20 protein-coding genes are annotated in these 26,729 nt (G+C 73.5%); 8 read left to right on the top strand and 12 right to left on the bottom strand.

Annotation, left to right across the window (positions count from 1 at the left end):
- Positions 1–138 precede the first annotated feature (138 nt).
- Entirely contained in the window at positions 139–1,530 is a 1,392-nt protein-coding gene (locus ACFWGZ_RS07355; RefSeq protein ID WP_382450611.1) for an FG-GAP-like repeat-containing protein, read from the bottom strand.
- A gap of 295 nt (positions 1,531–1,825) precedes the next feature.
- The gene (locus tag ACFWGZ_RS07350; protein WP_382450610.1) at positions 1,826–2,179 is read right to left on the bottom strand and encodes a YciI family protein; all 354 of its coding nucleotides are present in this window, start codon (positions 2,177–2,179) and stop codon (positions 1,826–1,828) included.
- Between the two features lie 265 nt (positions 2,180–2,444).
- On the opposite strand from ACFWGZ_RS07350, the gene ACFWGZ_RS07345 reads away from it, so the two are divergent.
- Together ACFWGZ_RS07345 and ACFWGZ_RS07340 are read left to right on the top strand one after the other, a co-directional pair.
- Positions 2,445–3,641: a zinc-dependent alcohol dehydrogenase gene (locus ACFWGZ_RS07345; RefSeq protein ID WP_382450609.1), complete on the top strand. Its 1,197-nt coding sequence runs from the start codon at positions 2,445–2,447 to the stop codon at positions 3,639–3,641.
- Positions 3,638–4,525: an SDR family NAD(P)-dependent oxidoreductase gene (locus tag ACFWGZ_RS07340; protein ID WP_382450608.1), complete on the top strand. Its 888-nt coding sequence runs from the start codon at positions 3,638–3,640 to the stop codon at positions 4,523–4,525. Before ACFWGZ_RS07345 ends, ACFWGZ_RS07340 begins: the two co-directional genes overlap by 4 nt.
- 9 nt (positions 4,526–4,534) lie before the next feature.
- On the opposite strand, the gene ACFWGZ_RS07335 is transcribed toward ACFWGZ_RS07340, so the two are convergent.
- Positions 4,535–5,425, bottom strand: coding sequence for an alpha/beta fold hydrolase (locus ACFWGZ_RS07335; protein ID WP_382450607.1), 891 nt, complete (start codon positions 5,423–5,425; stop codon positions 4,535–4,537).
- Between the two features lie 85 nt (positions 5,426–5,510).
- On the opposite strand from ACFWGZ_RS07335, the gene ACFWGZ_RS07330 reads away from it, so the two are divergent.
- Complete coding sequence (locus ACFWGZ_RS07330; RefSeq protein WP_382450606.1) at positions 5,511–5,990, top strand: MarR family winged helix-turn-helix transcriptional regulator; 480 nt, start codon at positions 5,511–5,513, stop codon at positions 5,988–5,990.
- A 34-nt stretch (positions 5,991–6,024) separates the two neighbouring features.
- Here ACFWGZ_RS07330 and ACFWGZ_RS07325 read toward each other — a convergent pair whose 3' ends face one another.
- The 3 genes from ACFWGZ_RS07325 to ACFWGZ_RS07315 form a co-directional block, all read right to left on the bottom strand.
- Positions 6,025–7,197, bottom strand: coding sequence for a cytochrome P450 (locus tag ACFWGZ_RS07325; RefSeq protein WP_382450605.1), 1,173 nt, complete (start codon positions 7,195–7,197; stop codon positions 6,025–6,027).
- Positions 7,194–8,165, bottom strand: a complete 972-nt coding sequence (locus tag ACFWGZ_RS07320; protein ID WP_382450604.1) for a hypothetical protein — start codon at positions 8,163–8,165, stop codon at positions 7,194–7,196. The genes ACFWGZ_RS07325 and ACFWGZ_RS07320 overlap by 4 nt, the downstream gene beginning before the upstream one ends.
- Before the next feature lie 89 nt (positions 8,166–8,254).
- The gene (locus ACFWGZ_RS07315) at positions 8,255–11,758 is read right to left on the bottom strand and encodes a S8 family serine peptidase (protein WP_382450603.1); all 3,504 of its coding nucleotides are present in this window, start codon (positions 11,756–11,758) and stop codon (positions 8,255–8,257) included.
- A gap of 187 nt (positions 11,759–11,945) precedes the next feature.
- Between ACFWGZ_RS07315 and ACFWGZ_RS07310 the strand changes: the two genes are divergently transcribed.
- Both ACFWGZ_RS07310 and ACFWGZ_RS07305 read left to right on the top strand, forming a co-directional pair.
- Positions 11,946–12,449: a SigE family RNA polymerase sigma factor gene (locus tag ACFWGZ_RS07310; protein WP_382450602.1), complete on the top strand. Its 504-nt coding sequence runs from the start codon at positions 11,946–11,948 to the stop codon at positions 12,447–12,449.
- Entirely contained in the window at positions 12,446–13,486 is a 1,041-nt protein-coding gene (locus ACFWGZ_RS07305; protein WP_382450601.1) for a hypothetical protein, read from the top strand. The genes ACFWGZ_RS07310 and ACFWGZ_RS07305 overlap by 4 nt, the downstream gene beginning before the upstream one ends.
- 109 nt (positions 13,487–13,595) lie before the next feature.
- Here ACFWGZ_RS07305 and ACFWGZ_RS07300 read toward each other — a convergent pair whose 3' ends face one another.
- The 5 genes from ACFWGZ_RS07300 to ACFWGZ_RS07280 all read right to left on the bottom strand — a co-directional run bounded on the left by ACFWGZ_RS07300 (position 13,596) and on the right by ACFWGZ_RS07280 (position 18,893).
- Entirely contained in the window at positions 13,596–14,759 is a 1,164-nt protein-coding gene (locus ACFWGZ_RS07300) for a hypothetical protein (protein WP_382450600.1), read from the bottom strand.
- 244 nt (positions 14,760–15,003) lie between these two features.
- Entirely contained in the window at positions 15,004–15,492 is a 489-nt protein-coding gene (locus ACFWGZ_RS07295) for a flavin reductase family protein (RefSeq protein WP_382450599.1), read from the bottom strand.
- Complete coding sequence (locus ACFWGZ_RS07290; RefSeq protein WP_382450598.1) at positions 15,489–17,534, bottom strand: tetratricopeptide repeat protein; 2,046 nt, start codon at positions 17,532–17,534, stop codon at positions 15,489–15,491. Before ACFWGZ_RS07290 ends, ACFWGZ_RS07295 begins: the two co-directional genes overlap by 4 nt.
- Positions 17,531–18,694: a hypothetical protein gene (locus tag ACFWGZ_RS07285; protein ID WP_382450597.1), complete on the bottom strand. Its 1,164-nt coding sequence runs from the start codon at positions 18,692–18,694 to the stop codon at positions 17,531–17,533. Before ACFWGZ_RS07285 ends, ACFWGZ_RS07290 begins: the two co-directional genes overlap by 4 nt.
- A gap of 76 nt (positions 18,695–18,770) precedes the next feature.
- A complete protein-coding gene (locus tag ACFWGZ_RS07280) occupies positions 18,771–18,893 on the bottom strand; it encodes a hypothetical protein (RefSeq protein WP_382450596.1) in 123 nt (40 codons plus the stop codon).
- A gap of 123 nt (positions 18,894–19,016) precedes the next feature.
- On the opposite strand from ACFWGZ_RS07280, the gene ACFWGZ_RS07275 reads away from it, so the two are divergent.
- A complete protein-coding gene (locus ACFWGZ_RS07275; RefSeq protein ID WP_382450595.1) occupies positions 19,017–19,616 on the top strand; it encodes a flavoprotein in 600 nt (199 codons plus the stop codon).
- Positions 19,617–19,620: 4 nt separating this feature from the next.
- On the opposite strand, the gene ACFWGZ_RS07270 is transcribed toward ACFWGZ_RS07275, so the two are convergent.
- The gene (locus ACFWGZ_RS07270; protein ID WP_382450594.1) at positions 19,621–22,383 is read right to left on the bottom strand and encodes an ATP-binding protein; all 2,763 of its coding nucleotides are present in this window, start codon (positions 22,381–22,383) and stop codon (positions 19,621–19,623) included.
- Positions 22,384–22,532: 149 nt separating this feature from the next.
- Here ACFWGZ_RS07270 and ACFWGZ_RS07265 point away from each other — a divergent pair, with 149 nt between their 5' ends.
- Both ACFWGZ_RS07265 and ACFWGZ_RS07260 read left to right on the top strand, forming a co-directional pair.
- The gene (locus ACFWGZ_RS07265) at positions 22,533–25,628 is read left to right on the top strand and encodes a tetratricopeptide repeat protein (RefSeq protein ID WP_382450593.1); all 3,096 of its coding nucleotides are present in this window, start codon (positions 22,533–22,535) and stop codon (positions 25,626–25,628) included.
- A gap of 196 nt (positions 25,629–25,824) precedes the next feature.
- Positions 25,825–26,721 carry a hypothetical protein gene (locus ACFWGZ_RS07260; protein WP_382450592.1) on the top strand — a complete coding sequence of 299 codons (897 nt, stop codon included), beginning with the start codon at positions 25,825–25,827 and terminating at the stop codon, positions 26,719–26,721.
- The last annotated feature ends 8 nt before the right edge of the window (positions 26,722–26,729 follow it).

The raw sequence follows: 26,729 nt of genomic DNA, 5'->3' as shown, positions 1-26,729 counted from the left end.
AGTCCGCTCCACGCTAGCGAGCTGATCTCAAAGCACTCTGAGAACAGGGGTCGGGGGCGCGAAGTGAGACGCCACAAGGAGAACACGCGCCGAAGCGCACCCGGCGGGGGTGCCGGGTGCGCTCGCGGGGTGGGTGTGTCAGGCGATGACGTTGAACATGTTCCAGCCGTTGCCGAGCTCCTCGCCCTGGCTGTAGGGCTTGCCGTTGTCGCGCAGGATGTTGTTGGAGTACATCCAGAGCGAGCCGTCGGGCTTGCGGGCGACGAGGTCGGCGAAGGCGTCGCCGGTGACGTTGGCGCCGGCGATGGTGTCGAACATGTTCCAGCCGGTGCCGAGCTCCTTGCCCTGGGAGTAGGGCTTGCCGTTGTCGCGCAGGATGTTGTTGGCGTACATCCACAGCGAGCCGTCGGGCTTGCGGCCCAGCATCTCGGAGAAGCCGTCGCCGGTGACGTCGGCTGCCAGGAGCTTGTCGTACATGTTCCAGCCCAGACCGAGGTCCTGACCCTGGGAGTAGGGCTTGCCGTTGTCGCGGACGATGTTGTTGGAGTACATCCAGAGCGAGCCGTCGGGCTTGCGGCCCAGCACCTCGGCGTAGCCGTCACCGGTGACGTCGGCGGCGACGAGGGTGTCGAACATGTTCCAGCCCAGGCCCACGTTGCGGCCGGAGCCGTAGGGCAGGCTGTCCTCCTTGCCGTCGTTGGCGTACAGCCACAGCGACCCGTCCTCGGGCTTGCGCGCCAGGACGTCGGTGTAGCCGTCGCCGGTGACGTCCGCGGTGACGACGATGTCGAAGCCGTGCCAGCCGTGGCCGATCTGGGTGCCCTGGTGGTAGGGGCGGCCGTCGTCGCGGATGATGTTGTTGGCGTACATCCACAGGGTGCCGTCGGGCTTGCGGCCGACGAGGTCGGTGAAGGAGTCGCCGGTGATGCTGTGGTTGACGATCGGGCGCTCGGAGCCGCCGCCTCCGTCACCGATGCCGACGGGGGAGATGTAGCCGTCGATGTCGCCGTTGGAGCGCTGGTAGCTGCCGCGGCGGACCCGGCTGGGGCTGCCCTGGTTGCCGCCGATGGTGTTGACCCTGGTGCTGGAGGCGCTGGTCACGATCGCCACGTGGTCGATCGGGTGGTCGTCGCCGCCGCTGTGGTCCCAGTCGAACACGATCGCGTCACCGGGTTGCGGGGTGTAGCCGCTGGAGCGGGAGTGGTAGGTGCCGTTGTTCTTGCCGTAGGTCTTGAACGACTGCGCCCACCCGTCCAGTCCTTTGAGGTCCGACACGCCGCCCTTCTTCCACACCCAGCGGGCGAACTCCGCGCACCACGGCATGCCGCAGCTGTTGTTGTAGCCGGGCGAGCAGGCCGATCCGCCGAGCTCCTCGGTGGCGATGTCGACGATCCGGTCTCTGGACGGCTCCGCCTGTGCTGGAGGCGCCATCAGCAGTGCGCCGGCCATCACCGCGAGCGCGGCGGACACGACGGTGCGGGAGGTCTTGCGCAGACCGGTGCGCGGTTGACCGGTTCGGGAGCGGAACACGGGGTTCTCCTCGGTTCTGGTGCAGGTCCGGCGGGTGGTCCCGGCCGGCGATGGACCCAACAGTCGCGAGGAGAGGTTTCAAGACGGTCCACGAAACCTTTAACCGCAGCACAAAACACGTGCACGCGGTGTCGTGGCGTCCGGTGCGGGCGACCGGACGAGCACACGGCGTCCAGACGGACGCACCGGGCGTTGAAGAAAAATTCCAGAACCGGCCTGCACCGTCGTGCGGGCGCGAGCGCCGGCCCGGTCGCGGCGGTGAGCTCGGGTCACCGCCGCGACGACCTCGGCCGTGTCAGCCGCGCTCGACCAGGGGACGGATCTCCAGGCCGCTGTGCGTGTGGTTCAGCTCGGGCAGCAGCTTCGCGAGCTCCTGCGCCTCGTCCAGGTCGGCCGCCTCGATCGTGTAGTAGCCGCCGAGTCCCTCCTTGGCCTTCAGGAACGCGCCGTCGGTGGTGTGGACGCGGCCGTCCGCGTCCGAGCGCAGCGACGTGGCGGAGCCCGGCACGAACTGCTGGCCGTCGACGAGGGACTCGCCGGCCTTGGCCAGGAACGCCTGGTGGCCGGTGTGGTGCGCCTGCCACTGCTCCTCGGTCATCGCGCCCCACTGCTCGGCGTCGCCGTAGATGAGGATCATGTACTTCGCCACTTCGTCAACCTCCTGGATGCGGGCCTGGTGCAGGCGCCTCGAACCTAGGGGGCACCGGCAGGTGATCCGCTCGAGCGCCGGTGGAGCGTCACCGGATCGAGTGAAACGGTTTTGAGTCGATTTGCTCGGGTATGGCTGCCGGGACAACAGCAGCCATGAGGGGAAGTCGAATGCCTCGGACCACCCGCTCGACGGGGTGCGCGTCACCGCGCGTCCCGCTCGTCTCCGCACGTCCCGCCACCCCGGCCGGGGAGGTGGCGCGACCGTGAAGGCGCTGACGTGGCAGGGCAACGAGAAGGTCGAGGTCGTCGAGGTGCCCGATCCGCGGATCGAGGAGCCCACCGACGCGATCGTCAGGGTGACCTCGACCGCGATCTGCGGCTCCGACCTGCACCTGTACGGGGTCCTCGGGCCCTACCTGAAGCCGGGGGACGTGCTCGGCCACGAGGCCATGGGCGTCGTCGAGGAGGTCGGCTCCGGCGCGAGCGGACACCTCAAGGTGGGCGACCGGGTCGTCGTGCCGTTCAACATCTCCTGCGGCCACTGCTGGATGTGCGAGCGCGACCTGTTCGCGCAGTGCGAGACCACGCAGGTGCGCGGTGAGGGCAAGGGCGCGAGCCTGTTCGGCTACACCTCGCTCTACGGCTCGGTGCCCGGCGGCCAGGCCGAGTACCTGCGCGTGCCGCAGGCCCAGTTCGGGCCGATCGTCGTCCCGGAGGGCACGCCCGACGAGCAGTTCCTGTTCCTGTCGGACATCCTGCCGACCGCGTGGCAGGCCGTCCGCTACGCCGACGTGCCGCCCGGTGGCACCGTCGCCGTGCTCGGGCTCGGGCCGGTCGGCCAGTTCGCCGTCCGGATCGCCCGGCACCTCGGCGCCGGCCGTGTCATCGGTGTCGACCGCGTGCCCGAACGCCTCGCGCTGGCCGAACGCCACGGTGCCGAGCCCCTGGACCTCGACCGGCTCGGCGGCGCGGAGGAGGTGGCGGCGGCGCTGATCGACATGGTGGACGGTCGCGGGCCGGACGCCACGATCGACGCCGTCGGCATGGAGGCGCACGGCGGGGGCCTCGTCGCCGCCGCGCAGAAGGCCGCCGGGTTCCTCCCCGACCGCCTCGCCCAGAAGGTGATCGACAAGGTGGCCCTGGACCGCCTCGACGCGCTGCACGCCGCGCTGAAGGGCGTGCGCCGCGGCGGCACGGTGTCGGTGTCCGGTGTGTACGGGGGCGAGCAGGACCCGATGCCGATGATGGAGATGTTCGACCGCGGCATCCAGCTGCGGATGGGGCAGGCCCACGTGCGCCGGTGGACCGACGAGATCCTGCCGCTGGTGCTGGACCCGGCCGACCCGCTCGGCACCCTCGACCTGACCACGCACCGCCTGCCGCTCGCCGAGGCCGCGCGCGGCTACGACCTGTTCCGCGCCAAGAGCGACGGCTGCATCAAGGTCGTGCTGAGCCCGTGACCGGCCGGGTGGTGCTCGTGGTCGGGGCGAGCAGCGGCATCGGGCTGGCCGCGGCGGTGGGGTTCGCCTCCCGCGGGGACGCCGTGGTCCTGGCGTCCCGCAGCGGTGAGGCGCTCGACGCCGCGGAGAAGGCCTGCCGGGCGGCCGGGACCGCCGCGGTCGACGTCGTCGCCGACGACATCGGCGATCCCGGCGGCGCCGGCCGCGTCGTCGGGCGGACCCTGGACCTGCACGGGCGGATCGACGTCGTCGTGCACACCGCGACGGTGATGGGGTACGGCACCGTCGAGGACATGCCCCCGGACGTGTTCACCTCGGTCGTGGACACCGCGATCCACGGCACGCTGCACCTCGCGCAGGCGGTCCTGCCGGTGCTGCGCCGCCAGCGCCGCGGGGTGTTCATCGGCGTGAACTCGTTGCTCGGCTCCATCACCGTGCCGCAGATGGGCGCCTACTCCACCGCCAAGTGGGGACAGCGCGCGATCCTGCGCACCCTGCAACAGGAAACGCGAGACGAGCCGGGGGTGCACGTGTGCATCGTCAGTCCCGGCAGCGTCAACACGCCGATCTACGACCAGGCCGCCAACTACACCGGCCGGGAGGCGCGGCCACCGGTCCCGGTCCTGAGCCCCGAACGGGTCGCCGCCGCGATCGTCAGCCTGGCCGGCCGTCCACAGCGGAACGTCTCGGTGCGGGTCGGTCCGGCGAACCCGGTGGTCATCACGGGGTTCCGCCTGCTGCCGCGCCTGTACGACCTGCTCGTCGGCCCGCTGTTCCGCCTCGCGGCGCTGACGGGCAGGCAGGTCCCGCCCACGCGGGGCACCGTGTCCGAGCCGCGCCCCGGCGGGGAGGGGGCGCACGGGCGCTGGCCCGCGAAGCGGTGAGGCGGGTCGTCAGCCGGCGTCCACGCCCGCCCAGAAGCCGAGCACGGCGGCGGCGAGCTTCTGCGGTGCCTCCTGCGCCACGAGGTGGCCGACCTGCGGGAACCGCAGCGAGGTCACCTCGGACGCGGCGACACCGCGGAAGGCCTGCTCGGTGGCGGAGCCGCTGAACGAGTCGACGGTGAGCACGGGGACGGTCAGCGGGGCGGCCTCCGCGAGCGCCCTGGTGGCGCCCCGGTCGGTGAAGATGGCCTGGTAGAGGGCGGACGTGCCGCTCCAGCCGCCGGGGCGGGCGTAGGTGCGGACGAACTCGTCGAGGTCCGCGCCGGTGACCGCCCCGTCCGCCGCCGTCATCATCGGGTAGGCCCAGTCGGCGATCATCCGCCGCTCGGAGCCGGTCAGCAGCAGCTCCGGAACGCCGGGCGCGCCGAGGAAACCGACGTGCCACGAGCCGCCGCGGGTGACGTCGGCGAGGCCCTCCAGCCCGAAGCCGGCGAGCGTCGTCTCGATCGCGGTCAGGCTGAGCACGTCGGCGGGGTGCTCGGCGGCGAGCCGGAAACCGGTGCCACCGCTGATGTCCTGGCACGACAGGTGGACCGGGCCGGCGCCGAGGTGCGCGATGAGCTGGTGCAGGTCCTCGGCGTAGGTGGCCTGGTCCGCCCCGGCGGTCGCGGCGGCGGAGTCGCCGAACCCGCGCAGGTCGACGGCGAAGACGCGGTGGTGCCGCGCGAGCAGCGGGATGAGCTCGTGGAAGGCCCACCACGTCTCGGGCCAGCCGTGCACCAGCAGCACGGGCGAGCCGCCGGTGCCGGCCGAGACGTGGTGCAGCCGGGTGCCGTTCACGTCGGCCACGTGGTGGGTAACGGCGTCGATGGTCGCGCCGGCGGGGGAGATGGCAGGCATCGGGGCATCCTCAAATTAGACAGCTTGGGTGTCGAAATTTAGACAGCCAGGGTGTCGAAGTCAAGGCGGTTGCTAGGCTCCGCGGGTGTCTCGATCCGGCGCCACGCTCGCTCTGCTGCTGTTGGGCGGCTTCCGCAACCTGGCCGACAGCGCCACCGCCGAGCTCTCCGAGCGGGGCTACGGGGACGTCCGCACGGCCCACGACTTCGCGCTCACGGCGATCCTCGCGGGCGCCGACAACGTCTCGGAACTCGGCCGGCGGCTCTTCATCACCAAGCAGTCCGCCGCGAAGCTGGTCGCGGTTCTGGAGGAGCGCGGGTTCGTGAGCCGGGAGCCGGACCCGGTCGACCGCCGGCGGATGCGCCTGCACGTCACCGAACGCGGCCTCGCGATGCGCAGCGAGGGCCAGCAGATCTTCGACGACCTGCGGGAGCGGTGGGAGGAGCAGGTGGGCGCGGACACGGTCAAGACCGTGGAGGACGCGCTGCGCCGACTGCTCGGGGACAACGCCGGCCGGCTCGACTCTCCCGGCTGGCTCGTCCGGGACCTGCCCGCCGACTCCTGACCGGGGGTCACCGCGGAGCGGAGGGCCGGAGGGCTCACCCGAACACGACGGGAAGCCGTTCGAACGACCGCGTCCGGTGCGAGGGCCGCCTCGGCAGGTCCGCGGCCGGCCCGGCGAGCTCCAGGCCGGGGAACCGGTGCAGCAGCGCGGTCAGCACCACCTCGGCCTGCGTGCGGGCGAGGAAGTCGCCGGGACACCGGTGCACGCCACCGCCGAACGAGGTGTGCGGGCACCGTTCCCGGCCGAGGTCCGGCTCGCCGGGCCAAGGGAAGACCGCCGGGTCGTGGTTCGCGGCGGCGAGCGAGAGCAGAACGGTCTCACCCGCGGCGATCCGCGCGTCCCCGATGTTCAGGTCCTGCAGGGCGAACCGCCGGATCGCCAGCGAGAGCGGGGCGTCGTAGCGCAGCAGCTCGTCGAGGGCGCGCGGCAGCCGTTCCGGCTCCGCCACCAGCCGCTCCCAGCGCTCGCGGGGGTCGAGCAGCGTCGCGAGGGCGTTGCACAGGAAGTTCGCGGTCGTGTCGTGCCCGGCGGCCAGCAGGACGAAGCACAGGCTGACGATCTCGTCCTCGCTCGGCGGGTCGGCCTCGAGGCGCAGCAGGTCCGAGAGCAGGCCGTCGTCGGGTCTTTCGCGCCGGTGGGCGACGATCGCGCGCAGCTGGGACTCGGCGTCGGACATCGCTCGCGCCAGCGCCGGACCGCCTTGCGGCGTCAGCATCGTGCTCGTCCACCCGTGCACGCCCGCGCGGGCGTCGGCGGGGACGCCGAGCAGGTCGCAGATGGTGGTGAGCGGCAGCGGCAACGCGACCGCTCGCAGGAAGTCCACCGGCTCGCCGAGCGGGACGCGGTCGAGCAGGAGCCCGGTCTGCGCCTCGATGAACGGGCGCAGCGCTCGCGCCGAGCGCTGGGTGAAGGCGTGCGCCACCATCCGCCTCAGGCGGGTGTGGCGCGGGGGATCGAGGTGGAGCAGGTCGTTGCGCAGTGCCTCCGGCAGGGGAAGCCCCTGGTAGCCGTGCCCGTTGCTGTGCGCCTGGTTCGTCGACAGCCGGCGGTCCCGCAACGCGGAGTGCGTCTCGCCGTGACCGACCACGAGCCAGGCGGGCGAGCCGTCGAACAGGCTCACCCGGTGCACCGGCCCGGAGTCCCGCAGCGCGGCGGTGGTGGGGTACGGATCGGTGAGGAACTCCGCGGGCAGCGCGAGGGGCGTCATCCCGCCCACCTGCCGCTGATCACGTGGCAGTCGACGCAGGCGCGGATCATCAACGCGAGCCGGGAGGCGAACAGGACCGCCTGGCCGACGTCGTGGTCGTCGAAGCCGCGGTCGCGCAGCGCCCGCGGGAGCGCGGCCTGGAGCGCGGCGAAGTCGCCCGCCCGCGCCTCGATCAGCGCGGCGACGTCGCCGAGGCAGTCGCGCCACGGTGTGCCGCCGCGGGCGGCGACGAGGAAGACGAGGTTCACCTCGCCCGCCTCGGCGTCCTTCGGCGCGGACCAGAGGTCGTTCACCCAGCCCGCGGTGTCGAACACCGCGTCGACCAGGCCCCGGTACTCCGGCCCGTCGAAGAACCGCTCGTCGAGCGACAGCCCCAGCAGGACCTCGAGCATGTCGCAGAAGATGGCCGCGCCGATCGACTCCCGCCGGCGGTCGAGGTAGACCGCCTCGCCGACCGGGCCGGTCTGTCCACTGCGGACTCGGGCGTGCCACCAGATCGACTCGGTCATCCGGCGGCAGTCCCGCGCGAACCGGGCCCGCCAGGCCGGTGTCGTGCCGGCGGAGACACCGGGCCACAGGTCCTGCGCCACCGCGAGGGTCAGCGGGTGGGACGGCTCGGCCGGATCGCCCCGGAAGATCGCGTCCAGCTCGGCGAGGAGGGTGTCCAGCACGGCGCGGTGCTCGTCCACGGCGACGGGGCCGAGCTCGTCGTCCACGAAGTCGTCCAGCAGGACCAGCCAGACGTACCACCGGGAGATCGTCTCCGCCCGCGGTCCCGGATCGTCGCCGAAGTACCCGGTTCCACACAGGACGATCCGCGACGCGACGAGCCGCCGGTACCCGCGTTCGTCCACCAGCCCCCGGTCGAGGGCCCAGCGGTACGCCTGCTCCTCGAGCTCCGCGGCGCCGGCCGGGACGGTGCAGCGGGGCAGCGGCAGGGACAGGTGCGGAACAGGTGACCGGGACACTTCGCCTCCTGCCGCGAAATCGTACTGTCGCGGGGAGGCCCCGTGCGCGGCGGACGCCCTCGTGCCCGCCGCGCACGCGCAACCGCCGGTCAGCGCACCGGGTAGGCCCTGATGACCGTCTGGGTCACCGTGTTGCCGTCCTGGTCCGCGGCACCGGCCCGCAGCGACACGAACCCGGACGCCGGGTTCCGCACGACCGCCGTCCAGCCGCCGCCGGTCCGCAGCAGCGGCACCCGCTGCCAGGTCCGGCCGTCGTCGCAGGACATCTCGACCTGCTTCGGCTCGGCCCCGCCGCCCGGCGCGCCCGCCTGGCGTTCGACGCGCACCGGGATCGGGAACGGCGCGCTGCGCGGCGCGTGGTTGGCCAGGTCGAGCCGGGGGTCGAACCGGACCGACAGCAACGGCAGCGGCGTCGCGGAGTCCGTGCGGCCGGAGCGGAAACCCCACTCCGCGCTGACCTTCGTGGACAGCGGCCACCCCGGGGCGGTGCGGCTCGCCTCGGCGGTGAGCCGGTACTCGCCCGTCGCGGCGGGCACCGTGAACCGCCCCGTGCCGGGCTGACCGCTGCGGGCGACCTCCTCGCCACCGGCGTGCAGCACCGTGTCGCCCGTGTCCGCGGGCCCGGCGAACCCGGCGTGCCCCGCCGAGTCGGAGAACAGCGGCAACCGGGCGGTGATCTCGTCTCCCGACCGGTACGCCAGGTGCGGCTCGGCCGCGAACATGCCCGGCGACCCGGTGACACCCGGCCCGATCACCGACTTGCCCCAGTCCTCTGTGGACTTCTCACCTGCCTTGACGGTCCGGGTGGCCGCCGCGTAGTCCTGTGCGGCGCCTCCCGCCACGACGGTCGCGGAGTTCGTCCAGGTGGCGGGGGAGTAGTACTCGGTCCGCTCGCGGGGCACCGGTGTCGTCGTCGACTCCAGCCCGCTCTCCAGCTCGTACTTCCCGTCACCGGCGAACGCCGTCACGTACCCCGTCCCGTCCACCGCGGACCGGTAGGTCGCCTGCACGGTGGCGAGATCGCTGTTGCGCGGCCGGTAGGTCACGTTCGCCGGGATGTCGCCGTAGCTGGGGAACACCAGCTCGTACCGGTACGGGCTCGCGGGCAGGCCGGTCAGCGTCACGGACGCGTCCGGCGTCTTCTCGAGCCGGGCGCCCTCGGGACCGAACGCGGCCGCCACCGGGAGCGGCGGCGCCTCCATCAGCCGCACGGGACTGCCGGAGTAGTGGAACAGCGCGGAGTTCGCGCCCGCCTCGGCGATCGCCCGCACCCGCGGGCTGAACTCGAGCCCTTCGCCCTCGCCCAGGGTGAACACCGCGAGCGCGCCGCGCAGGTCGGCCGCGGCGATCTCGGCCGGGGTCGCGTGCCCGACGTCCACAGCGGACAGTGCGCGGGTGCCGGTCGTCCGCGGCGAGTCCGGGACCCACTCGGCGGGGACGTCGAACGACTCGGGCCGGTCGACCGTCAGCCGCACCTGGGGGCGTTCGAGCTTCATCCGGTCGAAGTACCGGAACTCCCTGGTGCGCTTGCTGGTCGGCACGGCGTGGTCGTCGAAGTCCGACATGCTGTAGTAGCCGACGCCCCTTGCTCCGGTGTCGACGACCATCCCGTTCGTCCAGGAGAACGGGCGCGCCTCCTTCTCGTCGGTCTGGACGGTGACCCTGTTGCTGTTCCTGGCGTCCAGCACGACCGTGGTGTTCCCGCGCAGGTCGACCTCCGGGTCGGCCACCCTGGTGCTCGCGGGCAGCGGCCGGCCGGGTACCGCGGTCTGGATCGTGCCCAGCACGGCGTAGCGCCCGGCGGGCAGCCGCACGGTGCCTCCGTCGGCCAGCAGGTCGAAGTCGTCCCGGCCGGTGCCCAGCGGGACCCACATCGCGCTCGAGAGCAGGGCACCGGACGGTGCGGCGCCGTTCTGGTCGATGAGCTTCAGCGTCAGGTCGTGGCTCTCCGGCTCCTTGTACGCGCCCACCGGTGTCTGGACCACCGTGCCGCCGTCGGTGCTGCGGGCGGTGACCCTGCCGCCGGAGGCGCCGATCTGCGCGGCCGTGTGGTCGAACGTGACCGGCACCGACGTCTCACCGCCGGCGGGCACCACGACCTCGGCCGCGTTCGTGCGGAACGCGGGGCCGTCCGTGCTCAGCCGCAGCGAGACCGGTGCGGTGCCGGAGTTGCGGTAGGTGAGCTGCTTGGCCGGCGCGGGCCGGTCGTGCGGCCACCGCACGACACCGAGGTTCAGGCTCGCCTCGGCGGGAACGACCTCCTGCCGGGTCGCCCTGCCCACGTCGAGCCTCCCGGCGCCCTGCTGGTGGGTGGTGGCGTCGATCGGGGTCGCGCTGCCCATCAGCGCGGCCTTGAGCTGCGCGCCGGTCCACTGCGGGTGCTGCGCGGAGAGGATCGCGGCGGCACCGGCCACGTGCGGCGTCGCCATGGAGGTGCCGGTCAGCCGGGCGTGGTGCTCGTCGACGGCGTTGTCGGCGAGCGTGCCCCTGGCCCGTGCGGCGACGACGTCCTCACCGGGCGCGGCGATGTCCGGCTTGACGGCGTGGTCCCCGAGCCGCGGCCCGGGCTGCGAGAACCTGCTGTAGACGTCCTGCTTGGTCACGCTCGCCACGGCCAGCGCGGCGTCCGCGGAGGCCGGGCTGGAGACCGTCCTGCCCTGGCCGTCGTTGCCGGCGGCGACCACGAACAGCGTGCCCTTCTCGGCGGAGAGCCGGTTGACCGCGATCTCGAGCGGGTCGCTGACGCCGTCACCGGGTCCGCCGCCCAGGCTCATGTTCACGACCTTCGCGCCGCTGTCCGCGGCCCACTGCATGCCCGCGAGGATCGCGTCGTACCGGCAGCCGCCCGCCACGCAGACCTTGCCGACCAGCAGGTCCGCGCCCTTGGCCACGCCGGTGTACCGGGCGCCGCGGCCGGCGACGGTCGAGGCCACGTGCGTGCCGTGCCCCACCGTGTCGACGATGCCCTCACCGGTGAAGTCCTTCTCGCCCTTGACGATCCCGGCGAGGTCGGGGTGTGCCGGGTCGTAGCCGGTGTCGAGGACCGCGACGGTCGCGCCCGCGCCGGTGTGCCCGGCCTGCCAGGCGGCCGGAGCGCCGACCTGCGGCACGCTCACGTCCAGTGCCGGGCGGAGCTTGGCGTTGAGCCAGATCCTGCTCTCGCCGGCCTTCTCGAACAGCGCGGCGGCCCGGTCCTTCGGCGTGGCCACCGCGGAGAGCTGCACCGACGGCAGCTCGCGGGTGACGTCGCCGAGCGCGCGGGCGCCGGAGGACTCGACCAGCAGCGGGATCTCGGCCGTGCGGGCGTCGTCGTAGCCCTGCTCGACCAGACCGGTCACGTCGAAGAGCTTGCGGTCCAGCCTGCCCGCTCTGATCAGCGGCTCGGCGACCGACGGGATCACCGTGACGCCCTGCGCGCCCACCGACTTGAGGAACCGCACCGGCCCGAGCCGGGCGGCCGGCTGGATCGTCGCGTCCCACGACCCGTCCTTCCTGGTCACCGTGACCTTGTCGCCGGTGATCAGCGTGACCGTTCTCGGCGCCTCGCCCGGCGCCGGCGCGCTTTGCCGCGCGGCCGCCGGCAAGACTGTCACACCGGTGGCCACCAGGGCGAGGACCGCCGCATGGATGAAACCGCGTTTGTGCACAGATCGCCCCTCATGACGTCAGCTGGTTTTCCCCCAACACTTCTAGGACTGGCCGAGGGGCCCCGGCCGTGTACTCCGGATTCGATCGGGGAACGGGTAAACGGTTCGCCGCCGGCACGAGTCTTCAAGGGTGATGGCTGACTACGACGACTTCGCCCGAGCGCAACTGCCGCGGTTGCTGCGGTACGCGACGATGCTCACCGGCGAGCGGGAACAGGCGGCTGATCTGGTGCAGGACGTGCTGGTCAAGATGTACCGGCACTGGGCCAGGATCAGCCGCGCGGACCACCCGGAGCGCTACGTGCTGAGGATGGTGACCAACGGCTACCTGTCCTGGCGACACAGCTGGTCCGCGCGCGTGATCACGTCGGCGGACGTGCCCGACGCGCCGCGGGCGGACGATTTCGCGTCGGACCACGCCGCGCGCGAGGACATGTGGCAGCGCCTGGCGCGGCTGCCCAAGCGCCAGCGGGCCGTGGTGGTGCTGCGCTACTACGAGCAGCTGCCCGACGCCGAGATCGCCGGACTGCTCGGCTGTGCCCAGGCCACCGTCCGCGCACACGCCCACAAAGCCTTGGCCGCACTGCGAAACGGCCTGGTCATCGAGCAGATGGCACAGGCCGGGGAGACGGGATGAACATCGAGAACCTGATCAAGGACACCTTCTCGGAGCGCGAGGACGACGCGCCCGACAGCGACGCCGTGCTCGCCGCGGCGCGCAGGCGGATCGACCGGCGGTCCGGGATGAGCAGGCCGCTGGCGGTCGCCGCCGGGGCGACCGTGCTGACCCTCGGCGCGGTCACCGCCGTGGTGCTGAACCGGCCGGACTCCGAGGCGCAGCAGCAGACGATCGCCACCGCCGCCGGGGCCCCGAGCAGCCAGGCCGCCGACCAGGCCGGGGCGGGGCTGCGGATGCCGTTCTCCCTCGGCTGGCTGCCGCCGGGCGCGGTCTCGCACCGGGCGCAGCGGGTCAACATCGGGTCCAGCACCGCCAACCCGGACGTGCCGTTGTACGGCGGCGAGTACATGCTGACCGTCACGGCCGACGGCCAGGCCCTGGACGTCGGCGTCCAGCAGTTCCGCATGGTTCCGGTGGAGCAGGCGACCTTCAAGTCGGGGCCGGGCCAGTCCGTGACGGTCCAGGGCCGCGCCGGGGTCGAGAGCTCGGTGTCCGGCGGGCCCGGCGGGTACGAGCTGTACCTCGCGCACCCCGAGGGCGGGTCGATGTACGTGCACGTGTCCGCCGCGGCGGGCAGCACCGCTCCCGCGCAGCAGCTCGTCGACGCGGGCCGCCGGATCGCGGAGAACATCCAGTTCCCGGGTTCGACGACCGTCACCCCGTCCTACGGCCTGCGCGATCTGCCCGCCGGGATGAAGGTCTGCGCCTTCGGCGTCGAGCGGAGCAGGGACCGGTCCGAGGTGCTCAACACGAAGTACTCGCTGGGCACCTGCACCGTCCTGCCGCCGATCTTCGTCAACAGCGCCGTCGCCGGGGACCCGGCCGGCACGCCGGGCGACCCCGTGCAGGGCCACGCCACGCGCTACTCCGACAGCGGCGGCTACCGCCAGCTGTGGGTGCTCGACGCGCTGGACGGCGGCCCGGTCGCCGTCGCCGGGAAGGTTCCCCTGGCGGACCTGTACGACATCGCCAACCGGCTCGTCCTGCCGCACTGACCGCGGTCCGGACAGCGGTGGGCCCGCGACCTGTTGCCGTGCGGAACTGGGGGTACGGCAACAGGTTCCGGGCTGACCGGGGTGGTGGACGCGGCGATCGCCCCGTCCACTACCCGGACTGCTCGGCCTCCGTCAGGTGGCGGAGCATCGCGGCCACGTAGTCCGCGGGCCCCTCGGCGCCGCGCGCCAGCACGACGGCGTTCCCGTCCCCGTCGAACGTCACCACGGCTCCGGAGCCGGGGTCCGGCCCGAGCCGGTAACCGGGTTCGCCGGCCAGCGCCGCCACGAGGTCGTCCCAGTCCTCGTGCCGGAAACCCTTGAGCCGGTTGACCCTCCGGACCTGCCGCGCCCTGCCCGCGGGCGGGGTGAGGACGAACAGCCTGCGGCAGGCACCCAGCTCCCTGATCACCCGGAACTCGTAGCGCAGCTCCGGCCAGTCACCCGGCGCCATGACGACGCACCGCGCCCCGGCGACGAGCCCGGCGAACTGCTCGCGCCACGAGTCGTCGGTCGCGTAGTGCCGGTCGATCCCGTCGGGCGGGAGGTAGTCGCGCGGGTTGCCCAGGCCGTACCCGCGGCCGAGCCCGCCGGCGATCGCGGGCGCGAAGTACTCCTCGAACGACATCGGCTCCTCCCGGCGGCTGAACACCTTCCTCAGCTCGGGCCGGGCACGGGTCTCCGCCGCGTCACGGCGCCGGAAGCCGAACAGGCGGCGCTCGTTGCCGAAGCCGCGAATCCACACCACGGCCGGGCGCGGGTCGGGCGGCGGCAGCGCGTCGATCCGATCCGCTCGCCGTGCCGCGGAGTGGCACAGCGCCGACAGCACGGCCATCGGCAGCAGCAACTGCGTGCCGAGCGTCGCCGGCCGGCCGCTCAGCAGCAACGCCAGCGTCACCACCAGCGGCAGCGCCACCGCGAGGTTGCCCAGCAGCCGGAACGGGGTCCGCGGCCGCCGCCGCCTCCCGGACCGGACCGGCCGCGCGGGCAGCAGGTGCACGGCCAGGGCGAGGACACCCAGCGCCGCCACCACGCCGAGCAGGCCGGCGAGACCGGCGATCACCCCGGCGTCCTCCGGGGGTGCCAGCACGGCGGCGAGGAGCGCCCCTCCCGGCAGCCCGGCGAAGGTGGTGGTCAGGAGGACCGCGGGGGTGACCGGTCCGGTGTAGCCCTTGGCCTGCGCCCGTCGCCACACCCGCATGAAGGCCGCGACCGCCAGGTAGGGCACGGTCAGCGCCGCCGCGAGCACGGCGGCTGCGGCGAGCAGCCCGAGCACCAGCCGTGTCCCGTCTGGCGAATCGCCGGCCCGCGCGAGCACACGCCCTCCCCGTGGCCGTGGAAGCCACCCGTTCTACGCCCCTCAGGCCCGGACCCGGGACCGCTGAACCGGCGAAACCCCGCCAGAAGAACGCCACCTCCAACTTCCGACGCAAACTAGCTCGCCGCCTGGTGGGCGGTCGCGGTGGTCCTGCTGGTGCAGGCCGCCGCCCTCACCCGGGTCGCCCGCGGGCCGGCGGTGCTCAGCCGAGCCGCCGGTGCGCGCTGCCGAAGAACACCAGCGGGTCGTCCTCGTCGCGCTGCCCGCACCAGCACGGGCTGCCGAACACCAGCACGTGGTCGGCGACCTCGACGATCTGGCGGACGTCGCACACCACCGCGGCCGCCGCGGCGTCGAGGACCGGGACGCCCAGCTGCGGGCTCCAGTCCACTCCCGCGAACCGGTCGCCGCCGGGTGCGGCGAACCGGGTGGCGAGCAGGCGGTGCGCGAAGCCGAGCACGTTGACGCCGAACGACTCCCGCCGCCGGATCGCCGCGAGCGTGCCGCTGTGCCGGGCCAGCGAGACCATCAGCAGCGGCGGCCGCAGGGAGATCGACGTGAACGCGTTCACCGTGCAGCCGACCGGGGCGGTGCCCGCCGTGCTGGTCACCACCGCGATGCCGGTGGGCCAGGCGCGCATGAAGCCCAGGAAGTCCGCGCCGGTGAGCGCGGGCTCAGCACGGGCTGTCACCGGTGGTCCACGAGCTCGGCCTCGCACATCCCGCGCCGCTGCAGCAGTTCCGGCTCGTCGGCGCCGGGCAGCACCAGTGCGCGGGTGTAGTCGTCGATGGCCTCGCGGTACCGGCCGGCCGCCTGGAGCACGAAACCCCGGTTGTAGAACAGGTCCGGGTTGGCGGAGTCGAGCTCGATGGCGGCGGTGAGGTCCTCGACGGCGGCGTCCTGGTCGCCGCGGGAGTGGGCGAGGGCGGCGCGGCTGGCACGTGCGGCCACGAGGCCGGCGTCGACGCGAAGGGCATGGTCGAACTCCCGGGCCGCGAGGTCGAGGTCGTCGTTCTCCACCGCGAGCAGGCCGCTCGCGTGCAACAGCCGCGCGTCCTGCGGGTGCACCCGCAGGCCTTCGTCGACGTGGGCGCGGGCGGTGTCGAGCGCGCCGGCCTCGATCAGGAGGCTGATCAGGTTGATTCGCGCGTCCAGCTGGTCCGGTTCCAGTTCGACCACGTAGGACAGGTCGGTGACCGCGCCCTCGAGGTCGCCCAGTTCGGCGAGCAGGTCCGCCCGGTTGTAGTGCAGCTCCAGGAAGGGCGCGGTGAGCGTCGTGGCGGTCGCGTAGTCGGCCAGCGCGCGTGCGGGCTCGCCCAGCTTGCGCCAGACGTCGGCGCGGTCGAAGTAGTAGTCGGGGTAGTTGGGGTCGACCTCGATCACCGCGTCGAGGTCGGCGAGCGCCTCCTCGACGCGGCCCAGCGCCACCAGCACCTTGGCCCGGTTGTTCAGCAGCACCGAGCGGTGCAGCTGGTGCTTGTCGGGGTCGAGCTCCGCGTCCAGCCGCCGGACGCCCTCGTTGACGAGGTCGAGCGAGCCGGGGAGGTTGCCGAGGTGCATCTCGACCAGGGCCTTGCCGTTGTTCTGGAACACCGTCTGGAACGTCCGCTGCTCGAGGTCGGGCAGCAGCGATGCGATGGCGACGGCGTTGTTGAGCAGCACCTTGGCCTGGTGGTGGTCCTTGTGCTCCGGCGGGTGGTGGCGCGTGTAGAGCATCGCCATCGCGTAGGAGCAGAACAGGTGCACCATCGGGATCGTGTAGCGCTCCCGCAGTTCGTCGTAGTACGGCAGGCTTTCCAGGCTGCGGTCCAGGGAGGCGAGCGCGGTCGTCATCTTCGTGGTGAGCAGCCAGTGGCGTTCCTGCTCCTCGAACGGGTCCGTGATGGCCCGTCCGCGCGGCACGATGTCCAGCAGTGCGTGGTAGAAGCCCATGTCGAAGCAGTGGTTCGCCGCGTCGAGCATGGCGGTGCTGCCCGCCTGGGCCGGATCGCTGCCGTGCTCCAGGTGGTGGAGCAACGCCCCGAGGCCGAGGCTGCTGTCGCCACCGGTGAGCTCGGCGGCGCGCTCGTCGTGCAGCCGTGCGACGACGGCGGGGTCGGCGGTGGCGTAGGCGGTGAGCTGCCGGGGGTCGTCGGAGACGCAGTCCGCGCCGATGAACGCCCGCAGCGCTTCCTCGTCGGTGCAGGCGTCGTCCGGGCGCGGGGGTGCGGTGGTCTGCCGCGCGTACTGGTGCAGCGAGGCGCTCAGCTCGTCGACGACGTTCCTGGTGCGCGTCGTGATCACGAACCGGAGCGGGCCGGACCGGGCCCGCCGCAGCGCGATCGCGGCGAACTCCTGGTCGGTGTGGTCGGCCTCGTCGAGGTTGGTGAACGCCAGCGTCAGCGGGTCGTGGCCCGCCAGCTCGGCGTAGGAGCGCAGGAACTCGAAGATGCCGTGGGCGAGCCGGCGCGTGCGGTTCGCCGGGTAGATCCTCGTGCGCTCACTGGGGATCGCGAGCGACGTGAGGGTCTGCGGCCCCGCGCCGATCAGGCCGGACAGCTCGGGCGCGGCCGAGAGGATCTCGAGCGCGTGCCGGGCGACGAGGTCGGGCCACCGGCCGTGCGCGTCCGGCACCAGCCGGCGCAGCAGGGTGCCCACCCCGGTGTAGGGGCCGCGCAGTCGGCGGTGGCAGTCGACCTCCTCGTCGCCGAAGGCCTCGGCCCGCGGCCCGATCCGCCACAGGTGCTCGCTCATGCTGCTTCCTTCCGCGATGTGCGGTCGCGGCGGGAGACCACGACCAGCAGGACGACCTGGACCACGATCAACAGCACGGACACCGCCGAGTCCCAGAAACCCGCGCCGCCCGAGGTGCCCTGGGTCAGCGCGGTCCACGTCCGGACCGCGAACCCCGCGACCACCGGCACGACCGCGACGGCGAGCGTCACCAGCAGGAAGGCGACGCCGGCCACGCTGATCAGCGCGAACCACGGTGCCACCCGCCGGTCGCGCGGCGACCAGTCCTCGTCGTCCGATGTGGACTCGCGCACTCCCGGCAGCCGGGAGAACTTCCCGCGCAGCCAGGCGGTCGTGGCCTCGTGCAGGTTCGTGCAGCCCAGCGCCGTGGTGAACACGAAGTAGAGATCGGTGCGCAGGAACACGTAGAACTGCCAGGCCAGCCGCAGCACGATCAGGTACGCGACGGCGAGACCCAGGCGTCCCACCAGGTTCGGTCCCGTCAGCGCGGCGGTGACCGTCAGCAGGCTGAACAGCAGCACGTCGGCCAGCATCCCCGCGAGGAACGGCAGGTACCGCCGCCGGCGCGGCACGCTGAGCAGGCCGTCGAGCTCGGTCTGCACGACCAGGAAGTAGAGCCGGCGGCCGACGCTGAGCCGGGACGGCAGGCCGAGCCGGCGCCCGGCCAGCACGTGGAAGCTCTCGTGCAGCAGGATCGCGGGCACCTGGGACAGCGTCAGCACGATCTGCACCGCGACGAGCGACGAGGTGAAGAAGACGTGGTCCGCGTGCGGGCGCAGCGCGGGCAGGAGCACCAGCACGGCGAGCGCGGCCACCACCAGCGCGGCGTAGGCGGACCAGGCGAGCGGCGAGAACACCGCGCGGCCGAGCCGCTGGAAGCGGACTTCCCGCCGCACCGCGGGACTCTCGCCGTCCTCGCGGATGAAGCGCAGCTCGTGCAGCGCCGCGACGAAGTCCTCCATGTCGATGGACTCGCCGAACTCCGCCCGGTACCAGTCGGCCGCGTCCGGCACCGGCATGCCCTCGGACAACCGGCGCAGCAGCGCGGCCCCGTCCTCCGGGAGCGTGGCGTAGGACTCGGCGTCGGGCCGGCCGACGGTGATGCCGTCGTGCTCCTCGACGAAGGTCAACGGGTGGAACTCGAGGCGTTGAGGGGACATCGACGACTCCGAGGGGTCTGTGGTGGATGGCCGCCCGTGGGTGTCGGGACACCGGGGCGGCCATCCGCCCGGTTCATCAGCAACAAGGCGTGCAGTAGCCGGGCGCGGACGTCGTGAGCTTGATGGAGCCGGTCTTGCGGATCGCGATCTTCTTCATGGGGATCACCTCCGTTTCCGCCGAGGCGTCGGCGGATCCCACCGTGTCAGCGTCGGGGCCGCCGGGCAGTGGGGATCCGCACCCGTGATCCGGGAGTCGCGCCGGGCGGGGAACGGGGGCTCGCCCCCATGTCCGGCACCGGGTGGCGCGGTGCACGGTGTGGGCATGCGAGACGACGCGCTTTCGATCATCGTGACCGGATCCAGCGCCGCACTGGGGATGCCGGGCTACCTGACGTGGTTGCGGCAGGAGGTCGACCTGAGCCTGCGGGTCCTGCTCACCCACAGCGCGGAGCGGTTCCTGCGGCGCGAGGTCGCGGGCTGGTACGCCGACGAGGTGTGCGTCAGCGACGACCCGGACCTCAACCCCGTCGAGTTCGCCCGGCGGTCGCTGGGGATCGTCGTGCTGCCCGCCACCGCGAACGCGCTCGCGTCCTGCGCGCTCGGCCTCGGCTCGTCGCCGGCCCAGACCGCGGTGCTGGCCGCGACCCGGCCCGCGTTGTTCTTCCCCGCGATGAACGAGGTCATGTGGGACAAGCCGGTCATGCGCCGGCACGTCGAGACGCTGCGCGCGGACGGGCACACCGTGGTCGAACCGCAGCACCGCCCGGTTTTCGAGCTGTGGCAGAAGGAGAACGTGCTGGGCATCGGCATGCCGGAGCCGGAGGAGGCGACCGAGCTGATCGTCGCGTGGCTGGAGGTCCTCCTCGACGACGGCGTCGCCGAGGAGGACACCGCGGCGCAGGCCGTGCCGCTCACCGGGTGACCGGTCAGCCCGCCAGGCCGCTCACGTGGTCGATGGCGAACCTGTGCAACGACCTGCGGTCGAGCTCACCGGTCTTCGCGAGCAGGCTCGCGACGTGCTTCTCGGCCGTGCGCGGCGAGATGTAGAGCCGCCGGGCGATCTCGGTGTTGCCGAGCCGTTCCGCGAGCAGCCGCAGCACCTCGTTCTCCCGCGCGGTGATGCCGAGCACCCGCAGCCGGTCCGGGACGTCGCCGCGGCCGCGGCGGCGGTGCGACGCGGTCCACCCGGCACCGCGCAGCATCGAGCGGCAGGCACCCGCGACCGCGGTCAGCCGGGTGACGTGGAAGTACTCCTCGGCCTCGCGCAGCCAGGTCGCCGGGTCGCCCCACCCGTCGGCCAGCGCGGCCTCCGCGACCAGCCGCAGACCGAGCCGGCGCGCCAGGGCGAACGGCGCGGCGACCGTGCCGTGCTCCGCCATCGCCGCGGCCGCCTCCGCCCGCCGCCCGCTCCGTCCCGCCAGCACCGCCTCGGCGAGCAGGAGGAACTGCCGGTGCCACGCCCATCCGGAGGCGGCCGCCTCCGGGTGCTCGATCCGGTCCGTCCTGCCGTCGAGCACGGCCAGCAGCGCCCTCAGCCCGTGCGGCCAGGTCGCGAGGTGGTGCGCCGGATGTCCCGCTCCGGCACCGACGGCGAGGTCGAGCGCGCCCATCGCTCGTGGCCGGTCCTCCTCGGCCAGGGCGCAGAACGTCTCGCACACCGCCCGCACCAGCGGGGCCGCGCCGCCCTCCAGCGACCGCACCGCCCGGTCCATCGCCGGCCGCTGCCCGAGGTGCGCGAACATCACCGCCTTGGCGACCACCACCCCCTTGGCCGCGCCCCGCAGACCCAGCCGGGTCGTCGCCGCCAGACCGCGGTCGGCGAGCTCGGTGGCGCGCACGAACTCGCCGCGCAGCACCGTCGTCAGCACCAGGTCCGCCTGCAGCAGGTGGCCCTCGAGCACCGCGCCGGTCTCGAACGCCCGCGCGCACGCCTGGCCCAGCCGGGTGTCGTCACCGGACCGCAGGGCGTCGTTGAACCCGGACCTCGCCCGCGACCGCAGGCGCATCGCGGGCAGCCGGTGCTGGTGCGCCAGCTCGGCCATCCGCCGGAAGTGCGCGTCCGACTCCGCCAGGTCCCGGTGCCGCGCCAGGGTTCCCAGCAGCTCCAGCGCCTCGCAGGCGACCACCGGCAACGTGGACCGCGCGGCTTCGGCGAGCGCGCGCAGCGCCGGTTCGCCCGCGCCCGTCAGGTTCGCGGTGATCAGGTCGATCCGCGCGGTGAGCTCGGGCGCGGCGTCCGGGCCCAGCAGCGCGCGGGCGGTCTCCACCTCGCGGTTGCCCAGCGACCACAGCCGCGCCCGCACCGCCACCAGCGCCAGCGTGGTGTGCAGCACGACCCGTCCCCGGTCGTCGAGCCCGAGGTCGTCGATGCTCGCGGCCACGGCGAGCGCCTGCTCGACCTCGCCCGCCTCCGCCAGCGCGGCGAGCAGCGGTGCCAGCACGGCGATGGGCTCGCAGCAGTCCGTCGCGAGGTCCTGGGCCCTGCGCAGCAGCCGCACGGCACCGGTGGCGTCGCCGTCGACGAGCGCGCGCCGTCCGGCGTCGACGAACAACCGCCGGGCGGCCTCGGGTTCTCCGGCCGCGAGCCGCAGGTCCGCCGCCACCGCGCACCACGGGCCGGGCATCCCCGGCTGCCAGGTCTCCAGCGCCTCGGCCGCGCGCCGGGCGAGCACCGCCCGTTCACCGGCGCCGGCCAGCCGCAGCAGCGCGGGCGCGGTCAGCGCCTGCCGGAACGAGTACAGATCGGCGGCGAGGTCGTCCGGCGCGACGAGCTGCCGCGCGACGGCGGGGCGCAGCAGCCGCACGAGGTCCTGCGGTCCGAGGCCGCCCGCGATCCGCAGCACCGGCAGCGGGAACCGGCGCCCGAACACCGCCGCGAGGGTGAGCAGCTCGGCGAGCTCGCAGCCCAGCCGCCGCACCCGTGCCGCGACGCTGTGCACGACCGCGTCCGGGACCTCGGTACCGGTGGCTCCGGGGCGCAGCAGCTCCTCCGCGATGAACGGCACGCCCTCGCTGGCGCGGAACACCAGGTCCACGGTCGCGGCGGGCGCCTCGCCGAGCCGCGCCGCCACCAGGTCGCGCACCTGCGACCGGTCGAGCCTGGCCGGCCGGACGACCGCGACGCGGCCGGTGCCCCGCACCAGTTCCAGCACGGGGCTCTGCCCGGACCGTGCGGTCACGAGCACGGCGACCCGCCCGGGCAGGTTGTCGGCGAGGTAGTCCAGGACGGCCACGGTGTCCTCGTCGGCGTCGTGCAGGTCCTCCAGCAGCAGCACGCACCCCGTGTCGCGGCCGATCGCACCCAGCAGGCGCAGTAGTCCTTCCGCGACGACGGGAAGCGGCTCGTCGCCGCCCGCGACGCCGCTGTCGCGCCATTCCGGGGCGAACCGGGCGAGCGCGCGGTGGTAGGGCAGCAGATCGGCGCCGGACGGCAGCCCGCTGTTCCTGCCGAGCGACAGCAGCGCCTCCGACAGGGCCCGCAACGGGGTGGACGCCTCGGCCCGCCCGCGCAGCACCCGCATCCCCAGCGCCACCGCGTGGTCCGCGGCCGCGGTGGCGAGCCGCGACTTCCCGATGCCCGGCTCGCCGAGCACGACCGCGACACCACCCCGTTCCACGACCGTCCCGAGCACCCGCAACTCCTCGTCGCGCCCGATCATCCGGGACGACTGCACACCGACGGCTCCCATTCCCGCCACGATCGGCCGTTCGCGTACACAACGCCGTACACGGCCTCGTGTACGGCACGGGTGCTTCACTCCGATTGGGTGCGTACGACCCGCGTTCCCGACCGTAGGCTCGACCGGTCGACACGTCCCGCCGACGGTGGAGAGTGCAGGTGAGGCTTCGCATCCTCGGACCGGTCGAGATCGCCACGGACCACGGTCCGGCGCTGCCGGCGCGCCGGATGGCCAGGGTGCTGCTCGGCACGCTCGCGTTGCACGCCAACACGTTCGTCCCGGCCGACCGGATCGTCGACGCCCTGTGGGGCGGCTGCCCGCCGCGTTCCGCGCGGATCAACCTCCGGTCGTACGTCAGCGACCTGCGCCGGCTGCTGCGGTCCGGTGGCCGCGACGGCACGCGGATCGAGACGGCCAACGGCGGCTACCTGCTCGCCGCCGAACCGGACGACCTGGACGTGCTCGCCTTCACCGCCCTCGCGGAGGCGGGCCGCGACTGCCTCGCCCGCGGTGACTACGAGCAGGCCGTCGACCGGCTGACCTGTGCGGGCGAGCTGTGGCGCGGCCAGGTGCTCGACGGCGTGCCGGTGCCCGACGCGGTCCAGCCCACCGTCCGGATGCTGGAGGACCGCCGCGTCGACGCCATCGAGGACTGCGTGCAGGCCCGCCTCGAACTCGGCCGGCACGCCGGGCTCGCCGCCGAGCTGCGCGAGCTCACCGGCCGGTACGAGCTGCGGGAACGGTTGTGGGGCCAGCTGATGCTCGCCCTGTACCGCAGCGGCCGGCCGGGGGAGGCGATGCGGGCGTACGACCGGTTGCGGCGGGTGCTCGACGCGGAGCTGGGCGCCGACCCGAGTCCCGAGATCAAGCAGCTGTACCAGCGGATCCTGCGCGACGACCCCCGCCTGGCCGGACCCGCGCGGCCCGCCGCCGTGCTGCCGCGGGCCGCGCCCGTGCCGTGGCAGCTGCCGCCCGGCGCCGACCCGTTCGTCGGCAGGCACGACGAGCTGCGCGGGCTGGACCACTTCACCGGCGCGGTCGCCGCGGTCGTCGGGACGGCGGGCGTCGGCAAGACCGCGCTGGCGGTGCACTGGGCGCACGGCGCGCGCGGCCGGTTCCCCGACGGCTGCCTGTACGTCGACCTGCGCGGCTACGGCCCGGACGCGCCGGTGCCGCCGGAGCAGGTGCTCGCCGGGTTCCTGCGGGTCCTCGGCGAACCCGCCGCCGGCACCGGGTACGAGATCGCGGAGCTGTCCGGCCGGTACCGAACGTTGCTCGCGGACCGCCGGATGCTGGTGGTGCTGGACAACGCGCGCGCCTCCGACCAGGTGCGGCCGCTGCTGCCGGGCACCGCGGGCTGCCTCGTCGTGGTGACGAGCCGCGACGACCTGGCCGGCCTGGTCGCGCGGGACGGCGCGCACCGCGTGCGGCTGGACCCTCTGCCGCCCGAGCAGGCACGAGCCCTGCTCGTCCGGTTGATCGGCGACCGGGAGGGCGTCGCCGCGCTCGTGCGGCGGTGCGCCGGGCTCCCGCTGGCGCTGCGCATCGTCGCCGAGCTCGCCGCGCAGTCCGGCACCTCGCCGGCCGAGCTCGCCGACGGCCGTCGCGACCTCGACGAGCTGGACGCGGGCGGTGACCCCGGCACCGCCGTGGTCGCGGTCTTCGACTGGTCCTACCGCGTGCTGCCGCCCGCGGCCGCACGGGCCTTCGCCCTGCTCACCTGGCATCCGGGCGCCACCTTCGACGAGCACGCGACCGCCGCCGCGGTGGGCACCACCCCCGCCGAGGCGGGCCGGCTGATCGGCGTGCTCTGCCGCGCCCACCTCGTGCAGCGCGACGGCGGGGGCCGGTACCGCATCCACGACCTGCTCCGCGCGTACGGCAGGCGGCTGCCGGCCGACGACGCCGTGCGGACCTCGCTGACCGGTCTCTTCGACTACTACGTCCATGCCGCGACCACCGCCGACACGACCCTGGCCTGCCGCCCACCCGGTCCGCCCGCGGTCCCGACCCCGCCGCTGCACGACCAGGTCCTCGCCGCGCAGTGGCTCAACACCGAACGGGCGAACCTGATCGCCGTCCTCGTGCACTGCGCGACGCACGGCTGGCCCGCGCACGCCTGCGTGCTGTCCCAGGCCCTGCGCTCCTACCTGGACCAGGGACGTCACCTCGCCGAAGCTCTCACCGCCCACCAGCACGCGTTGCACGCGGCCCGCGTCCTTGACGACCCCGCCCACCTCGGCGCCGCGCTGAACAACCTCGGCGCCGTGCACCACCACCTGGGCCGCTACGCCGAGGCCATCGAGCACTTCGAGGCCGCGCTGGTGCTGCGCAGGCAGACCGGCGACCGCGCCGGTGAGGCGCGAACCGTGAACAACCTGGCCGGCGCGCACAGCAGACTCGGCCGGCACGCCGAGGCGGGGGAGAACTACGCGCTGTCCCTGCGCATCGCCCGCGAGACCGGGGACGAGGCCGGCGAGGCCATGGTGCTGGCCAACCTCGCGTTCGTGCACCTGCGCCTGGGCCGCTACCGGGACGCGGTCGACTACCACGAGCGCGCCCTGGACCTGGCCGAGCGGCGCGGCGACCGGACGATGGAAAGCGTGGAGCAGAGCAACCTGGGCCTGGCCTACGCCCTGCTGGGACGCTACCGCGACTCGGCGCGCGCACTGCACCGGTCCGCCCACCTGTGCCGGGCGCTGGGCGACCAGCAGGGCGAGGGGTTCGTCTCCGGCAACCTGACCGTCCTGCACACCAGGCTGGGCAACCACTGGGTGGCGGCCCGCCACGCCGAGCGGGCCCTCGCCGTGCACCACGCCTCCGGCGACCTGGCCAGCGAGGCCGCGGTGCTCACGTTCCAGGGCGACCTGCACCTGCGGATGGGCCTGCCCGCCCAGGCCCTGCACTCGTTCCGCCAGTCCCTGGCCCTGAACAGACGCCTCGGCGAACGGTTCCAGGAGGCCCAGGCCCTCAACGGCACCGCCGCCGCGGCCGCGGCCATGCGCCGCTTCGACCAGGCGGAACGACACCACGGCGAGGCACTGGACCTGGCCACCGCCATCGGTGACCGCTACGAACAGGCCCGTGCCCTCGCCGGCCTGGGACACCTGAGGTGCACGGCGGGCGACCCGGCCGCGGCCGCCGCCCTGTGGCGCGAGGCGGCCGCGATCTACACCGACATCGAGGTGCCCGAGGCCGAGCAGCTCCACGCACGTCTGCGGGCGATGACGCCCCTGTCGTCCACAGTGGACTGATGCCGAGAGCGGGCCGCAGGTGTGCAACTGCGGCCCTCCCGGCCCGCTCACCGCACGACCGGACACCGTCGTGAACTGCCCGGACTCCGCGCCGCGCGCCAACCGGTCCGGACGAACCCTTTGGCGGCTAGGCGAGTCCCGCGCCGTGCGGTACGAACGGTCCCGGCACGATCACGTGCCGCTGACAGGGGGATTCATGAAGCGAAGAAGTGTGGTCCTGCGCGCCCTTTTCGCGCCCGTGCTGGCCATCGCGCTGGCGGTCACCGCCGCCGGCACCGCGTCGGCGCAGCCGGTCACCGACGGCGCGGTCGAGTTCTCGGGCGACCCGGGGGACTGGATCACCGGGGGCGGGTCCTACAAGTACTCCGAGGCGGCGGGCGACGACCTCACCGTCCAGGCCAGCGCCAACCGCACGTTCCTGTCGGTGGGCATCGAGGGCGCCAACGGCGACTGGTGGTCCGTCGAGCTGGCCGCGCCCCAGAACGACGTCCTCTCCGCGAAGACCTACGAGAACGCCCACCGCTACCCGTTCCAGGGCACCGGGCCGGGTCTGGACCTGAGCGGCAACGGCCGGGGCTGCAACCAGCTGACCGGCGAGTTCACCATCAGGGAGATCTCCTGGGGCCCGCAGGGCTACCTCCAGAAGCTGGACGCGAGCTTCGTGCAGCACTGCGAGGGCGGCGCCGCGGCCGCGCGCGGCACCATCTTCATCAACAACCAGCCGCCCCCGCCCGAGCTGAAGCTGGAGACCACCATCGCCGAGGAGGGCAAGGCGAACACGGTCAACGGCAAGGCCCTGGTGAACGGCACGATCTCGTGCACCACCAACGCCGCCGTGCAGATGTCCGGCACCGTCACGCAGGTCAAGAACAACGTGATCATCCGAGGCACCTTCTCGACCAGCGTCGACTGCACGGCCGGCACCCCGGCGGCCTGGACCGCGGCAGCCGACCCGACCGGCACGACGCCGTTCCAGCGCGGCAAGGCCGAGGTTCTCACGCGGTCCACCGCGCAGGACCCGAACTACCCCGGTCAGGCGATCAATGAGAAGACCGCCATCGTCGAGTTGAAGCGCTACGTCCCCACCGCGTGACCTGACGG

It is taken from the genome of Lentzea sp. NPDC060358 (assembly GCF_042725365.1).
Taxonomy (GTDB): domain Bacteria; phylum Actinomycetota; class Actinomycetes; order Mycobacteriales; family Pseudonocardiaceae; genus Lentzea.
Note: the sequence above shows the minus strand (reverse complement) of the source record. Positions and strands in the feature narration are given on the sequence as shown.